Annotated in this window: 14 protein-coding genes and 1 pseudogene; 1 reads left to right on the forward strand and 14 read right to left on the reverse strand. The window is 63.6% G+C overall.

The genetic code is table 11. The features are described from left to right. Positions 1–111: 111 nt before the first annotated feature. The 9 genes and pseudogenes from NKJ46_RS00110 to NKJ46_RS00150 all read right to left on the reverse strand — a co-directional run. Positions 112–879: pseudogene (locus NKJ46_RS00110) on the reverse strand (class I SAM-dependent methyltransferase); the annotation flags it as partial. Then, the gene (locus NKJ46_RS00115) at positions 876–1,865 is read right to left on the reverse strand and encodes a GNAT family N-acetyltransferase (RefSeq protein WP_352660322.1); all 990 of its coding nucleotides are present in this window, start codon (positions 1,863–1,865) and stop codon (positions 876–878) included. The pseudogene NKJ46_RS00110 and the gene NKJ46_RS00115, both read right to left, overlap by 4 nt. A gap of 7 nt (positions 1,866–1,872) precedes the next feature. Next, positions 1,873–2,937 carry a glycosyltransferase family 4 protein gene (locus NKJ46_RS00120; protein WP_352660325.1) on the reverse strand — a complete coding sequence of 355 codons (1,065 nt, stop codon included), beginning with the start codon at positions 2,935–2,937 and terminating at the stop codon, positions 1,873–1,875. Between the two features lie 20 nt (positions 2,938–2,957). Beyond that, positions 2,958–3,890 carry a glycoside hydrolase 5 family protein gene (locus NKJ46_RS00125; RefSeq protein ID WP_352660328.1) on the reverse strand — a complete coding sequence of 311 codons (933 nt, stop codon included), beginning with the start codon at positions 3,888–3,890 and terminating at the stop codon, positions 2,958–2,960. Continuing rightward, the gene (locus tag NKJ46_RS00130) at positions 3,883–4,644 is read right to left on the reverse strand and encodes a TIGR04290 family methyltransferase (RefSeq protein WP_352660331.1); all 762 of its coding nucleotides are present in this window, start codon (positions 4,642–4,644) and stop codon (positions 3,883–3,885) included. The genes NKJ46_RS00125 and NKJ46_RS00130 overlap by 8 nt, the downstream gene beginning before the upstream one ends. A gap of 2 nt (positions 4,645–4,646) precedes the next feature. Beyond that, positions 4,647–5,447 carry a nucleotidyltransferase family protein gene (locus NKJ46_RS00135; protein ID WP_352660334.1) on the reverse strand — a complete coding sequence of 267 codons (801 nt, stop codon included), beginning with the start codon at positions 5,445–5,447 and terminating at the stop codon, positions 4,647–4,649. Next, positions 5,447–6,550, reverse strand: coding sequence for a CgeB family protein (locus NKJ46_RS00140; RefSeq protein ID WP_352660337.1), 1,104 nt, complete (start codon positions 6,548–6,550; stop codon positions 5,447–5,449). Before NKJ46_RS00140 ends, NKJ46_RS00135 begins: the two co-directional genes overlap by 1 nt. A gap of 14 nt (positions 6,551–6,564) precedes the next feature. After that, positions 6,565–7,161: a histidine phosphatase family protein gene (locus NKJ46_RS00145; protein ID WP_352660340.1), complete on the reverse strand. Its 597-nt coding sequence runs from the start codon at positions 7,159–7,161 to the stop codon at positions 6,565–6,567. After that, positions 7,158–8,261, reverse strand: a complete 1,104-nt coding sequence (locus NKJ46_RS00150) for an inositol-3-phosphate synthase (protein ID WP_352660343.1) — start codon at positions 8,259–8,261, stop codon at positions 7,158–7,160. The genes NKJ46_RS00145 and NKJ46_RS00150 overlap by 4 nt, the downstream gene beginning before the upstream one ends. Positions 8,262–8,506: 245 nt before the next feature. On the opposite strand from NKJ46_RS00150, the gene NKJ46_RS00155 reads away from it, so the two are divergent. Next, a complete protein-coding gene (locus NKJ46_RS00155) occupies positions 8,507–10,252 on the forward strand; it encodes a hypothetical protein (protein ID WP_352660346.1) in 1,746 nt (581 codons plus the stop codon). On the opposite strand, the gene NKJ46_RS00160 is transcribed toward NKJ46_RS00155, so the two are convergent. The 5 genes from NKJ46_RS00160 to NKJ46_RS00180 all read right to left on the reverse strand — a co-directional run bounded on the left by NKJ46_RS00160 (position 10,189) and on the right by NKJ46_RS00180 (position 14,894). Beyond that, a complete protein-coding gene (locus NKJ46_RS00160) occupies positions 10,189–10,386 on the reverse strand; it encodes a hypothetical protein (RefSeq protein WP_023676132.1) in 198 nt (65 codons plus the stop codon). The genes NKJ46_RS00155 and NKJ46_RS00160 overlap by 64 nt on opposite strands. Before the next feature lie 110 nt (positions 10,387–10,496). Continuing rightward, positions 10,497–11,543: a UDP-glucuronic acid decarboxylase family protein gene (locus tag NKJ46_RS00165; protein ID WP_352660349.1), complete on the reverse strand. Its 1,047-nt coding sequence runs from the start codon at positions 11,541–11,543 to the stop codon at positions 10,497–10,499. A gap of 23 nt (positions 11,544–11,566) precedes the next feature. Next, positions 11,567–12,676, reverse strand: a complete 1,110-nt coding sequence (locus NKJ46_RS00170; RefSeq protein ID WP_352660352.1) for a CgeB family protein — start codon at positions 12,674–12,676, stop codon at positions 11,567–11,569. Continuing rightward, positions 12,673–13,767 carry a CgeB family protein gene (locus tag NKJ46_RS00175; RefSeq protein ID WP_352660355.1) on the reverse strand — a complete coding sequence of 365 codons (1,095 nt, stop codon included), beginning with the start codon at positions 13,765–13,767 and terminating at the stop codon, positions 12,673–12,675. The genes NKJ46_RS00170 and NKJ46_RS00175 overlap by 4 nt, the downstream gene beginning before the upstream one ends. Beyond that, positions 13,764–14,894, reverse strand: coding sequence for a CgeB family protein (locus tag NKJ46_RS00180; protein ID WP_352660358.1), 1,131 nt, complete (start codon positions 14,892–14,894; stop codon positions 13,764–13,766). The genes NKJ46_RS00175 and NKJ46_RS00180 overlap by 4 nt, the downstream gene beginning before the upstream one ends.

Raw genomic sequence — 14,894 nt, forward strand, 5'->3', positions numbered from 1 at the left:
GTGCCGGAACGGCTTTTCGCCATCGACGAGGACTTGCATGCCATTTGCATTGGCGAAGCTTTGAACGTCGGCGCGATCCAGCGCCGGCGATCCGCGATATGAATAATTCAAAAGCACGGCCATGCCTGGCCTCTTCAGCACGCGCGCGATTTCCACGAAATGTCGCTCCGCGAGGCCGGCCAGCACCAGATAGGGAAAGCTGTCGACAGCCAGCACGCGGTCGAAGTTGGCATCGCAAAAATCGGCAAGATCGAAACCGCGGGTAGGGTGGAATTCTACATTGCCGAGCCCCGCGCATCGCCGGCGGGCGATCGAGATCATCGCCGGGGATATATCGCTGCCGACGATCCGGTGCGACAGAGCAGAGAGCGCCTGTTCGAACCGACCGATACCACAGCCGATGTCCAGTATATCGCGGCTGGTGCCGGTAAAGCCTCGCCTCTCCAGCCAAGCAACGATCTCAGCCGTAGCGGCAGAGAGTTTTTCCTCATTGCCCAGAGACGACAGCTGGACGCTCGCCGCCGGGGAAATCGCCGCCGCCGCATCAAACCCCGCCGCCAGCCGCTTGACGACCGCATCGTCGGTCTCGCCCTCGCCACGCTCGTGCCGAACGGCACCACCCGTTTTGCGCAGCGTGGCGAAGATTTCGGGCCTGCGCTGGAGCAGGTCGGCAATCCGTTGCAGTTTTGCCGTCTTTCGCGGGTCGGCCGAGTGCGTGTCTTGCGCAATTTTCGCCAGTTCTGCGGCTTCGATTCCTGTCTCGAAACGGAGAGCCAGCCTGGCGATGACGGCATCGACGCCGGCACCGTCTGCCATGCAGTCCTCCAGCACCCGCCTTGCTGATGTCGACCGCCGAGATCCCGGCTGGGTCGCGCTCATCGCCCTTTGCTCCGCGTCCAGATCTTGCGCATCGTCCACCGGTCGACGGCGCCCCAGCTGTATTTGTAAGCCTCTTGTCCGCGCAGAAAATCGAACTCTTCCGCACCTTCGCAGATCGCCTGCCTTATCGCCTGGCCGATGAGCAGCGCGCCGGGACTTTCCTCGGCATAGGCCGGATCGAAGCCACCGAGATAAGCGCAAGCGCGGCCACGGTGATGGAACCCGTAATAGGCGCCCACGACCGCGTCACCGATCGTGATAAGCCAGCATCGGGCAAGCACCCGTGCGGCCAGCTGCGGCAGCGCCTGACGGTGGAATGCTTCCACGCGGGAATCGGACAGGACGCCGTCGCCGTGTCCGGCCCAGCGCGCGCGGTGAAGGCGGATCAGGTGATCGAGGAATGTCTGCGGATCGGACAAAGCGGGTTCGATGAAGACCCGGCCGCGACTCGACGCGGCCCTGTGGGCGCGCCGCAATTGGCGCCTCCGCCGCGCCGGAACACAGCCTTGAAGCGTCTGATCGCCGGCGAGGGCGAGCACCGGGCAAGCGGCGTGACCGACGGCCTGGCACGATTCGAGCGCGGCATGCCTGATGGCAAGGCCGGCGGCGCCGGGCGGCAGGTCCTGTAAGATCCACTGTGACCAGCCGAGGGAAAGAGCCGTGTCGGCGATGGCGGCGCCCACCGGTTCGGCGATCTTGGGAATACAAAGGACGTCCAGATAGTCGCTCAACGAAATCCCGAGCGGAAGCAATCGCGCGCCGGATTCCTGATGTTCCAGATAGAGTGGCGCCAGGCCGACCAGATCGTCGCCACTCCAGACGGCCACCGTCGCTAGCTCGCCGGGAGCGAATGTCCGCCACCACGCCATCAGCCATGCGGGAGACTGGAACGGCGTCGCCGAGGGACTGCGCGACCAAAGCTCCCACCAGTGCGGCTCGAGGGCTTCCAGGTCCGCCGGATCGTCGATGATCTCACTGCGGAGCATGTTCCGCTCACCTCGCCGTCGCGAGCTGCCCGCTGTCTGTGCCGAGCCGTGCCAGCGCCCGATAGGCGTCCGTGTAGGAGGAAACCATGCGATCGAGTGAAAACCGCCGCCGCGCCTCGGCCCGGCAGGTCTCGGGGTCCAGGCCGGGTGCGGCAACGATGGCTTGCGCCATCTCGTCGACATCCCCGACCAGATACCCGGTCTTGCCGTGCTCGACCACATCCGGTAGTGCGCCATTCGGGAAGGCCACCACGGGGGTGCCGCAGGCGAGCGCCTCCATGGCGACGAGCGAACTGGTTTCCGCGGCAAGGCTCGGAATGACCAGGCAGCGGGCTGTGTTCAGCAGGCGCCGCTTGGCGACAAAGCCGAGCGGACCAAGGAAGCGGCGCCGGTCGTCCAGCCGGGGTTCGACCTCGTCGCGAAAATACGCGGTGTGCGTTTCGTAGAGGTAGACTTTGCCGCCGACGACCAGCGGCACACCGGCCTTCTTGGCTGCGTCCAGCGCCAGATGGATGCCCTTTTCCGGGCAGACGCGGCTGAGCACGAGCGCAAAGTCGCGTTTGGCCTGCGGGTCGCTCAGCGCGTCGATGTCCACTCCGTTTGGGATCGGTTCGATGAGCCTGGCTCCCGGTGGCGCGGTTCTTTGCTGAGCCGCCGATACCGCATGCAGCCACAGATCCTCCCGCGCCGGATTGAGAGCGTCGGCCGGATACCAGTCGAGCGGCAAATGCAGGGTCACCAATGTCGGCCCGTCGCCCGGCAGATAGGCGTCGAAATCGATACCGTGCAAATGCACCACGTCGATCGGCCAGCGGGCGCGCGCGGTAGCAATTGAAGCGCGATGAGCACGCTGCGCCCGGCGCTTCGCCGCTTCATCGAGCACGCCCGGTTCGGCCGGCGTCTCGATGAGGACACCCGCAGCGCTCGAGCCCCGGCAGCCGATCACGATCGAGCGGTGTCCGGTCTGTACGAGCGCCTGGTCGAGCATCGACAGCACCTGCTCGGCGCCGCCGACCGCATCCGGCCCCACCGGGGCGAGGGGATAGGCGACGTTGAGGACGGTGAGCGTCATGGCTGGAGAGCCGAAGCTCCTCACGCTGCGGAGGCGCGCAGCCTGCCGACGGAAGGGGCAGCGATGCTGCCGGAATAGCGGCGCGTCATTGCCGCGCAGAACTCGGCGAATTCCTCCGGCACCAGCGGCGGGCTGCTGTGGTGCGGCATCATTCCGCGGTGTTCCGGCGTGAAGCAGAAAGTAACGGTCACGTCGAAGTCGGCCAACGCCTCCATCTGCCTGTCGAACCAGTCAAGCGCGTTCGGCCTGAAGCTGTCGGCCCAGGAAAGCCCGGTGCGCAGATTGGTGACGCCGAGGCGTTTCATCCAGGCAACGGCGTCGTCCAGCCGGTGATCTTCGAAATGGAACCACTGCACCAGTCCCATTGCCGGGGTATGGTGCAGGAACTCCTCGAGCGCGGGCTTTGGCGTGCCGTCCTGGCGAAGCAGGCCCATGTAGAAATGGCGATAATAGGAAGAGCCTTCCGCCTCGCGATGGCGCGTCGTCGCTTCCCACTCGCGCGGCAGGTCGTAGAGGCTGTACCATTGGATGCGCGGTGCGTTGCCGATCAGCAATTCCGCGGTCCGGCGCAGGCCCCAGACCTGTACTTCTTCGGCGCCGAAGGTCGATACGCCGACCTCGCTGACCCATACCGGAAGATCGGTAACGGCCGAGATCTCGCCGATCTTCTGCGGCCATTCGTGGATCTGCCAGAGGTTCCAGTCGAGCGGAAAGCCGTGCACGGCGACCGCGTCGACATGATCGAGCACGCCGAACTCCTTCATCCTTGTCATGAAGCCGGCATCGATCGGCGAGATGCCGCCAAGGACTTTGGTCAAGGCGGAATTCTCCGACGCGATCGCGTCGGCGGCCAGGATTGCCGTAGTGGCGAAGCGGCTCCAGTCGGGGTCGAGCTCGGGATCCCAGTGGGATTTGTTGTTGGGCTCGTTCCAGATCATCGCGGCTTCAATCATTTATCTGTCCTTTCGACGGGTAGACGGCGCCGCCGCCGGCCGGTACGTCGGCGGTGCGGCAGAAATAGACCTCCTGCTCCGGTTGCAGCACGATCTCGAAGCCGGCGCTGCGCAGCATGGCTTCGGTGCAGGCGCGATTGGGAATCCACCAGTTGGTCGGGTCGTCGGCGTAACGATGCTCGATGAAATGCAGCTTTGGGAACTCCGGCCGGTCGAACAGGTCGTGGGTCCAGAAATGATAGTTCTGCTCGAGCGCCGGCACGTTGGTGCTGCCGCGCTGCATCGACTGGAAGATCATCAGGTCGTCGGCGACATGCTCCCGGATCAGATCGAGTGCAAGCAAAGGATGGCGCAAATGGTAGAGCACGCCCATGAACAGCACGATGTCGAACCGCTCGCGCAACGCGCCAACGTCGTAGACCGAGAGCTGCCGGAATTCGATGTCGCAGTCCGCTACCTCGGCGGCAAAGCGCGCCTGCGCCAGGTAAGCCTCATCGAAATCGATGCCAAGCACGCGGCCGGCGCCGCGGCGTTTCATCTCGATCGAATAGAAACCCGCATTGCAGCCTATGTCGAGCACCGCCTTGCCGGAAAGATCGGCGGGAATCGCGTCGGCGAATTTGCGCCATTTGATTAGCGGATAGTTGCCAAGGAAATGGTCGGGAGCGGTTTCGATGCCGGCCAGTTCCATATTGTGGAACCATGGGCCGAGCGCGTCGATACGGCGGCGGATTTCGGCATCGGAATGCAGCATGGCTAGCCTCCTTCGCCTGCGAGGATAGGAACGTGCTGGTGGCCTGGCAGTGTAATGGCGGCTTGGTCGTCCTTGGTACCGGCGGCGCTTTCAAGCAGCCGCAGTGCGGTGCGGTAGCCGTTGAAGGTGCCGACGTCGACATAGGCGGTGCCAGCCTTGATGCCATAGGCTTCGCCTCCGGCGGCGAGATAGGCGTTGACCAGCGTGCCGATATATTCGTCGCACCGGTCCCGTTCCCGCCACAGCGCCGCGAGTTGGTGAAGGGTGCGCCCGGGCATCTTGAACGCACCCCAGATCCAGTTCGATTGGGCATTCTGCTGCTTGACCTGGATTTGCTTCACCCGATCGTCCTGGTCGACAACGACGGCATCGAAGAACTCCGGCTGGTCCACCGGAAACAGCAGGAAGGACAGGCCGTCGTCCGGGAGGGCCAGGAAACCGTCTTCGGGAAACCAGATTGTATCGGGCAGCCCGACCAGAACGGTCTCGTCGGCTGCGACGAGCGGCGCGGCGCGGAAGATGGCGTCGCAAAGGCCGACCGGAGAGGGCTGCACCACAAACAGTGCAGTCGCGTCGGCATAGCCGGCAGAATAATATTCGAGGATATCCGACTTACCCGAGCCGATGACGAAGCAGATCTTGTCGGCCCCCGCGCGCACCATGCGGCGCACCAAATATTCACTGACCGCGCAAGGCCGCTCGGTGTTGCCGTCGATGCGGCTGCCGACCGGCAGAAGCTCCTTCGAAAAGCCGAGCGGCTGGATGCGGCTTCCCCGTCCGGCTGCGGGCACGATGCCCAACATCAAACTGCCTCCTTCAACGGCTCGCCATGCGTGGAGCCGTGCAGTGCATCGGACAGGATGCGGTCGAATTCCTTCGCGCGTCGCGCCGAGGTGTGTTCGTCCAGCACCCGCTCGCGCGCACAGCGGCGGATCGCGTCAAGCTCGGCGTCGGACAGGTCGAGCGCGGCGACCACGTCGTCGGTGCTGTTGGCCACGACGATCTCTTCACCGGGCCGGAAAAAGGCCTCCAGTCCGGGCCATGTGTCGCTCACCATCGCAGCACCGCAAGCGGCGGCTTCGAACAGCCGGCCGGAAGGACACCAGCCCCGTTTGGCCATCGCCTCGCGGGTCACGTTCAGGGTCAGCCGTGATGATGAAAAGAAGGCGGGGTGGTCGGCCGGCGGCAGATGCCGGACGAAGAAGATATTGTCGCTCCACGGGAATTCTTGCGGATATTGTGCGCCGCCAATAAGGAAACGGCGATCCGGCAGGCGCGCAGCCGGACTGACCAGCAGCCTTTCGACCCCGGCCTGGCGGTCTGCCGCATAGGTCCCGAGATAGGAAAGGTCGCCGGCAAACTCCGGCCTGGGCGGGGCGGGCCGATGTCGCTCTGGATCGACATGGCCGTAGAGCGGCATGACGCGGCGTGCACCCAGCATCGACCTCAATGCGTCGATCGCGGTTCCTCCCGTGTAGCTCAGCACGAGATCGAAATCGCGAAGCCCTTCCGGCCCGAAATAAGCCGGAGGCTCACCTTGTTCGATCCGGGCCAGCGTCACCGGCGTGTCCAGATCGTAGAACACCTTCAGCCCGTGACAGGCCTGGTGGGCAAGGCGCGACGCGCTCACGGCATCGGGGCAATAGGAGGTGACAATGACCACATCGGCCTCATTCATCGCCTGCTCGGCAACGCGCTGGATGTCCTCCCAATCCGGGTAAAGGACAAGGTTGCCGCCATCCAACTGGTCGAGGTCGCGCGTCCCGGCATAATAGGGAGTGTTGCGTTCAAAGAAGGTGATGGACCAGCCCAGCCCGGCCATCGCCCGGATCAATCCGCGCCACAGCGTGGCGTGCCCATTGCCCCACGACGATGTCACGGTAAGACCGAAAATGACCATGCGCATCCGGCAATTCCTCGTCAGGCAGCTTCGTTGAGTCTAATCAGCTTCGACCCCCAGTCTCCCCAAACAACTGTGGTGATCGACGCTGGGTCGATATCGAGGCGAAAGCAGTTTCCCAGCGACAGGCCGAGCACTTTGCACACCGCGGCCTTGATGACGTCAGCATGGCTGACCAGCGCGACGCACTGGTTCTGGTAGGTGCCGCGGACCTGCTCGATCAGCGAGACGACGCGTTGCTGCACGTCCAGCATGGTCTCGCCGCTCGGTGTTCTCGCCTGCTGGCGCTGGTCGTTCCACACCCGCCAGTCGGCATCCTGGTTTAACTCCTCGAAGGTCTTTCCCGACCAGGTGCCGAAGTCGATCTCATCGAGTTCCTCGCGGATCACGATTTCACCGGCATTGCAGACGACCGCGATCGGATTGGCCGTCTCCTGCGTGCGTTCGCGCGGGCTGCAGAAGACTGCCGCTATCGCCTCGCGTGCCATGCGCTCTGCCAGGTGCGAGGCCTGTGCCTTGCCGGCTTCGCCGAGGCACACGCCAGCCATCCGTCCGGCAAGATAACGGCCGACATTGTCGTGCGCGGCGTGGCGCACAAGAAAAAACGTCGTCGTCATTCGGCGGCATCGAGCATCGGCTCGTCCTTACCGGCGATGAAAGAGAGCGTGCGCTGGCGGGCTTCCGCGTCGGTGAACTGCTCGGGCGGCGATTTCATGAAATAGCTGCAGGGACCGGTCAGCGCGCCTGCGATACCGCGGTCGAGTGCCAGCTTGGCGCAACGCACCGCATCGATGACGACGCCGGCGGAATTGGGCGAATCCCACACTTCCAGCTTGAGCTCGGCATTCAGCGGCACACCGCCGAAGGTCGTGCCCTCGACCCGGATATAGGCCCACTTGCGGTCGGTCAGCCACGGGACATGGTCGCTCGGCCCGACGTGAATGTTGCCGGGCTCCAGGGGAACGTCGAGCTGGCTGGTGACGGATTGCGTCTTTGAGATCTTCTTCGATTCCAGCCGCTCACGCTCCAGCATGTTGAGGAAGTCGGTATTGCCGCCGAAATTGAGCTGGTAGGTGCGATCGATGCGCACGCCGCGCTCACGGAACAGGTTGGCGAGCAGCCGGTGGACGATCGTCGCACCGACCTGGCTCTTGATGTCGTCGCCGATCAGCGGCAGGCCGTGCTGCTCGAAGCGTCGGCGCCACTCCGGCCGCGAGGCGATGAAGACGGGTATGCAGTTGACGAAGGCGCAGCCCGCCTCGAGCGCGCACTCGGCGTAAAAGCGCGTTGCCTCCTCCGAACCGACTGGCAGATAGGACACCAGGATTTCGGCGCCGCTCTCGGCGAGGATCTTGCCGACGTTGGCGACCGGCTCGTCGGCCTCCTCGATCTCGTCGCGCAGATATTTGCCGATGCCGTCCAGCGTCGGTCCGCGTTCGACGCGAGCGCCGACAGGCGCGACATTGGCAAAGCGGAAAGTATTGTTCGGCGCGCTGTAGATCGCGTCTGCCACATCGCGTCCGACCTTGCCCTTGGCGACATCGAAAGCGCAGACCACCTCGATGTCCTTGACGTGGTAGCCGCCAAGATCGGCATGCATCAGCCCGGGTATGGGTTCATTGCTCCTTGCGTCGCGGTAATAGGTGATGCCCTGTACAAGAGAGGAGGCGCAGTTGCCCACCCCTACTATTCCGATCCGAACTTTCTTCGATCCCACGAAACCGCTGCCTATGCTGTTGAAGGTAAGTTCTTCGTGCCAAACCACCTGCCTCGCTGATTGTTCCTTGCCGGCTGCAAAAATCGTGCAACCGATGGTGGATCAAAGTAGCGCCCACCGAGTTGTGCAGCTGGGAGTGAGGCCAACCGGGACCGACAATGATCGTCTATGGCGACCACAAGCAAATGCGGAGCGCGCGATATGTTCGCGCCTCGGCCTGCGAAGCGGCCGGGCACATTGCGGACATGCCAAGCGGGATCGGACGGCACGCAGCACTGGTCGGCCTGTTCATCAAGGCTTCGGAATTGGTCCAGGGCCTTGCCGACGCGGAATTCGAGGCCAACGGCACGGACAGGATTTCCCCACAGCGGATCGTGGGCGCGAACCTCCTGGTCGGCTTGGCCCGGGACGTGGGCAGATCGTGGGACGCCGGATTCGCTATCGACGGCCCGGTCGATGCCGAAGTGCCGCGAATGCTGGCCGAACTCGATTGCGATGGCGAAATCCTCATCGGCACGGCCGAGGGCTATGCCCATTACGCGCTCTATCCGGAGAGCTATTTCGTCGCCGCACGGCAGTCGGGTCTCGATGCTAACACATGCGTGATCGGCATCCGCAGCATCGGCCTGGGGCTGGCAGCGATGGTGGCGGCGGCCATCGGCGCACCGGCACCCGTCAGCGTCCGACCGGCCGGTCATCCGTTTCGCCGGCGGCTTGCCGCCGATCCAGAGTTGATCGGCGGCTGGAGGACAAGGCCGTCGGCCCATTTCGCTGTCGTCGATGAGGGCCCAGGCCTGTCCGGCAGCTCGTTCCACGCCGTCGTCACATGGTTACAAGCGCTGGGCATCGGTGCCAGGCGCTTCCATCTGTTCCCCAGCCATTTGGGTGGCCCGGGTCCCGAAGCATCGGCGGACGGCCGTGAGGCGTGGACGGTTTGCCAAAAACACACGGCGGATTTCGAGCGGACTTTCACCGCTGGATCCGCTGTCCCGGCGCTGCGGGATTGGGTGGCCAGGACGATCGGCAGCACAGCGGTCAAGCTGACGGAAACATCCGCCGGGGAGTGGCGTCACTTGCACTATGGCTCGCAGGATCATTGGCCACCCGTTCACCGCGGCTTCGAGCGGCGAAAGTTTCTTGCCTCTGCGGGCCGGGAAAAATGGTCGGTCAAATTCGTCGGCCTCGGTGAAATCGGAATGCACAAGGCCGAGACTGCCCGGAGGCTGCATGTCGCAGGGTTTGGCCCGGACGTCGCCGGGCTGTGCCATGGCTTTCTCGTCGAACGCTGGATCGACGGCACAACGCTGGACCGGGCAAGGCTTTCGACAGGAAAACTAGTCGCGCATCTCGGATGTTATCTGGCCTGGCGCGCAGCCAATCTGCCCGCCTCCGAGCCGGGTGCCTCGCTAGAGGCGCTTGCCGCCATGGCCGTGCAGAATACAAACGAAGCGCTGGGCGAAGGCCGTGCCACGGAGTTGCGGAACTGGTTCTCGAAACAGGTTCCACCCAAGACCATGCAGCGGGTCGAGATCGACGGGCGGCTTCATCCGTGGGAGTTCATCCTTTCGCGCAGCGGAACGCTGGTCAAGACGGACGCCCTCGACCATTGCCGATCGCACGATCTGATCGGCTGCCAGGACATCGCCTGGGACATTGCCGGCGCCCGTGTCGAGTACAGCCTCTCCGACGCAGCGACTGCGGCACTGTGCAACGCTGTCGAGGCGACTACGTCTCGTCCCGTCGATGCCAATCTGGTCCACTACTACGAGCCCTGCTATCTCGCCTTCCAGCTTGGCTTGTGGAGCATGGCGGCACGATCTGGCGATGATCGGGAACAGATCCGGTTGACGGCCGCGGCAAGACGTTACGCTGCCGCGCTGCTTCGTTTCCTGGAATGCCAAGGCGACCTGCGGCCCTTCGACCAGCATCAGTCCAGCCTGCGCAGCATATCCGCTTCCTTTTCGAGGATGGCCGCTACTTCCTCGCGCTGAAGATGCGTCATCATCAGGCTCACACAACATTCCAGATAGGTGATGGAGGCGCGGCGCAGGAAGGCAGCCGTCTCCTTTGCGGCCATTTGCTCGATGTCTTTGGCGGATCGCTTCGGATGCACAATCGTCTCCATGCCGGTACCTTGGCAAAACCAGAAGCTGGACGGGTTGTTCCCGCGACGAGAAAAAGTGACCAAATCCGCAACGACCGCACAATCAAGCAGCGGTCAGACGCTCCCGGCCGTCAGGCCGGCAGGTTTTGCAGCCGGCCTGATGCAGAACGCACGGCGGGGGCAATTCGACGTCTTCTGTCGATCATCTGCGCCGCCTCAAGCTCGGCAAAATAGCCGATTGTGCGCATCAAACCCTGCCTGAGCGGCACTTTCGGCGACCAGCCGAGAAGCTTCCTTGCACGGGAAATGTCGGGTTGCCGACGACGAGGATCGTCTTGCGGCAGCGGCAGGAATTTCAGGCCCGATTTGGTTGCGGTCATGCCTCTCACCAGGCTCGCCAGTTGCAGGATGGTGAACTCCCCTGGATTGCCCAGATTGACGGGCTGCCGCGGATTGGGATCGACCTCCATCAACCGCATCAAGCCGTCGACCAGATCGGAAACATAGCAGAACGATCTGGTCTGCAGTCCGTCGCCGAATATCGTCAGCGGCCGTCTCTCGAGTGCCTGCATGATCAGATTGGAAACGATCCGTCCGTCCGCAGGGTCCATCCTTGGACCATAGGTGTTGAAGATACGCGCGACGCGGATATCGGCTTTTCCCATTCTCAAATAGTCGAAACACAAGGTTTCGGCGGTACGCTTGCCTTCGTCATAGCAGGCGCGGGGGCCGATGCAGTTCACGTGGCCGACATAGTCCTCCTTCTGCGGATGCTGTTCGGGATCGCCATAAATTTCGCTGGTGGACGCCTGCAGGAACCGGGCGCCATTACGAGCGGCGAGCTCCAGCAGATTGAGTGTCCCGATAACGCAAGTCCGCGTCGTATGGACCGGGTCGGCCTGGTAACGCGGCGGCGAGGCCGCGCACGCCATGTTGAAGATGCGGTCCACCGGTTCGCTAAGCTCCAGCGGCCGGCAAATGTCTTGCTTGATCAGCCGAAAATCCGGACGATCGGCGATCGATGCTATGTTCTCCATGCGGCCGGTAAGGAAATTGTCGACGCAGATCACGCGCCAGCCGGCCTGGAGCATTGTCTCGCAAAGATGCGAACCGAGGAAGCCTGCGCCGCCCGCGACAAGCACGGTCTTAGTCCGTTGCACCTTTCTTGATAGCTGCATCTCTATCTTCTCCCGTCTGCGGGTCATGCTGCGCTCTCGACATCCAGATCGAGAACAGAACGTGGCGATTTGGCCTGCGCCAGCAGCGAAATGAATTCGCGGGCTCTTGCGATGCTTGTGTGAGCTGCCAGGATGAGCACGCGCGCCTGCTTGGCCATGGCAAGCCGGGCGCCGTCGGATTCCCCAGACAGGATACCGATTACGTCCTCGGTCCTGCGCGCGGTGTGGATCGTCCGCTCCGGAAACAGGCTGTCCAGTCCGGCCCAGCTATCGCTGATGATCGCCGTGCCGCAGGCGGCTGCCTCGAAGAGGCGCACACTGGGCGACCATCCGGCCGCGATCATGGAACTGCGCGTGACGTTCAAAGTGTAGCGTTGGCGGCTGTAAAAGGCCGCGTGGTCCGCCGGCGGCAGGTGTTCGATGCGATCCACATTGTCCGGCCAGGCGATTTCGCGCGGATATTGCGAACCTGCCACGACGAAGCGGCGCTCCGGAATGCGACGCGCCGGTTCAAACAGCAAGGCCTCCAGCGTCGCCTGGCGGTCGGGGCTGTAGGTGCCGAGATAGCCGAGATCCCAGCGGATTGGATCGCCGGTTCCATGATGCCGTTCCGGGTCGACGGAGCAGTAGAGCGGCTCGGCCCGCCTCGCGCCGAATTCCGCCGTCAGACGGGCAAGCGTCGGCCCGCCGGTGAACGAGAAGTAGACGTCGAAATACGGGACCTGCCGTCTGGCAATATACTCGCAATCATCGGTTGAAAGCTTTGCCAGCGTGACCGGCGTGTCGATGTCGTAGAAGCAGAACTGACCCGTGCACAGCGATGCCACGACGTCGATGATTTCCGCGCCTTCCGGAACGAAGGAGCCGACGACCACGATATCGGCATCGCGCAGGCAGCGCGCAAAATTGCGGCGAAGATCATCGGTCGTTTCGTAGTAGCGTAGCGCGCAGAAATCGGGGTCGCGCAGATCCCGGTGACTTGCATACCACGGCACGTCGCGTTCGAGAAAAGTGACGCGGTGGCCGAGTTCGTGGAGACCTTTGAGCAGCCCCCGAAAGGTGGTGGCGTGGCCGTTTCCCCAGGATGAGGAGAGCGACAGGCCAAGAAAGACGATGTCGAGCGGCTTCGTCATTCGGCCGCCTCCACGGTCGGACGCTCGAAATGGCGCCTGAAGATGGCGTCGGCCAAAACGGCCCGTGTCGTATAGGTATGTTCGCCAAGCACCCGCAGAAGCGCCGATGTCCCGATCGCCTTGGCCCGTTCGGCACTAAGGCTTTGCATGATCTCGGCGACGTCCTCGCCATCGCGCGCGATCAGGATTTCCTCGCCGGGTTTCAGGAACAGGTCTACACCGAGCCAGGCGTCGGTGATGAGGCATGCGCCGGCGCCCGCCGCCTCGAAAACGCGCGTCGCAGGTGAAAAGCCATTGGCCGCCATGCTGTCGCGGCTGATGTTCAGCACCGCCTTGGCCGTGACGTTCAATGCATTGTGGTCGCGCGTGCCGACATGGCCGAGCCATCGGACATTGGCGGGCATCTGCTTGTCGCCCCAGCCCGATCCGCCGAGCAGGAAGCGCTGATCGGCCGAGCGGCCGGCCGGTTCGAGGAAGAAGGCCTCGACGCGCGCCTCGCGGTCCGGCAGCCGGTTGCCGAGAAAGGCGAGATCGCAGTCAAAGCGCGTATCCTTGCCGACGGGATGATGCGTTTCCGGATCGAGCGCATTGTAGATCGGCACGCATTCGGCCGCCCCCATTGCCCGATAAGCCCAGACCACCGGGTCGCCGCCGCCATAGGTCAGCACGAGGTCGATTTCCTGCAGCGCGCGATGCAGCGGATGGTCGGGCTCGTCGCGCAACTGGCCAAGCGTCGCCGGCGCATCGACATCCCAGAATACGGTGAGCGCATCGGCACGGGCGTGATCGAGCACCGCCCGCAACAGCGCGTCGTCGGCGAAACCGACGCCACTCGCCTTGACGACGATATCTGCCTCCGCCGCCCGCGCCGCCACCTGCATCATGGCATGCGGAGTGGCCTCGTAGACGACGACGGCACACCAGTCCGGCGCTTCGATGTCGCGGTTCTTCTGGCGATCGTAGACGTCCGGCTCGTAGAAGATGATGTCATAGCCGAGCCTTGCCAGGGCCTTGAGCAGTCCGCGGTAATAGGTGGCCGCGCCGTTCCAATAGGACGACAGCAGGCTCGACCCGTAAAATGCGATCTTCATTCGGCGGCCTCCTTTGCAAGGATCGTGTCGGCGGCTTGGCGGTGCCCGCATTCGGCGAGCACGCCGAACAGTTCATCCGCCCGATGCCGGCATGTGTGCCGTGAGCGAATGGTCTCGAGGCCCGATCTCGCCAGAGAAGCGGCGAGATCCCCGTCACGCAGCACGGCGCGAAGATGACGCCGCATCTCGGAACCGTTGTTTGCAAACAGGAAATCGGTGCCGGGCCTGAACAAGCCTTCGACATCGGACCAGGGTGCCGAAACAAGCGGAATGCCACAGGCGAGCGCCTCGAACATGCGGATGGTCGGGATGCCGGGCAGGCTTTCGCGGTATGGACGCCGCGGGATGTGAACCGTGATGCGGCTCGCCGCAAACGCCTTCGGCACGTCGGCATTGGCGATCCAGCCTTCGTAGTGCAGGCCGGCGGCCGCAAGGTCGGCGAGCGCCTCGCGTGGATAGCGGACGCCGTGGACAGTGCCGCTCAGGCCAAGCTCATGCACCGGGTCGACCAGGAATTCCCTGATTTCGGTGCTGCGCTCGTCGTCGCCCCAATTGCCGATCCAGATCAGGTCGGCGCTACGCTCGATTTCAGGATGGGGCTGGAACAGATGGTCATCGGCTGCCTCGTGCCAGGTGAAGACCCGCTTGCCCCATCCGGCGCGAAGATAGCTTTCCCGCAGCGCCTCGCCGAAGGCGAGCACGCCGTCATAATGTTCAAGCTGCAAGGCGGAAATCGCTTGCGTGGCCGAGATGGCGCGATGGTGCGTGTCGTGGAACAGCAGCGTGAAACGGCCGCCAATTGCTTTCGCCCTTCCCAGCCGCGCGACAAGGTCCGGCTCGGTCCACTCATGCACGATCACCACATCGGCATCGGAGATCCAGGCTTCGTGGTCGAAGGCGGCGTAATAGGTGACCGGCATCAACTCGGGAAAATCCTTCCGGAAACGCTCGATCGCGAAGGACCCTTTCTCGGCCAGCAGGTTCGACCGGCTCCAGCCGTCGGCGGGCTCCAGCGCAATCGCCTGGTGCCCACGCGCGACCAGCTCGCGCATGATGCCGCGCAGGAAATGTGCGTTGCCGTGGTTCCAGTCGGAAACGATCGAATGGGTGTAGAATAAAAACCGCAT

The organism is Mesorhizobium sp. M0166 (assembly GCF_040322255.1).
Lineage (GTDB): Bacteria > Pseudomonadota > Alphaproteobacteria > Rhizobiales > Rhizobiaceae > Mesorhizobium.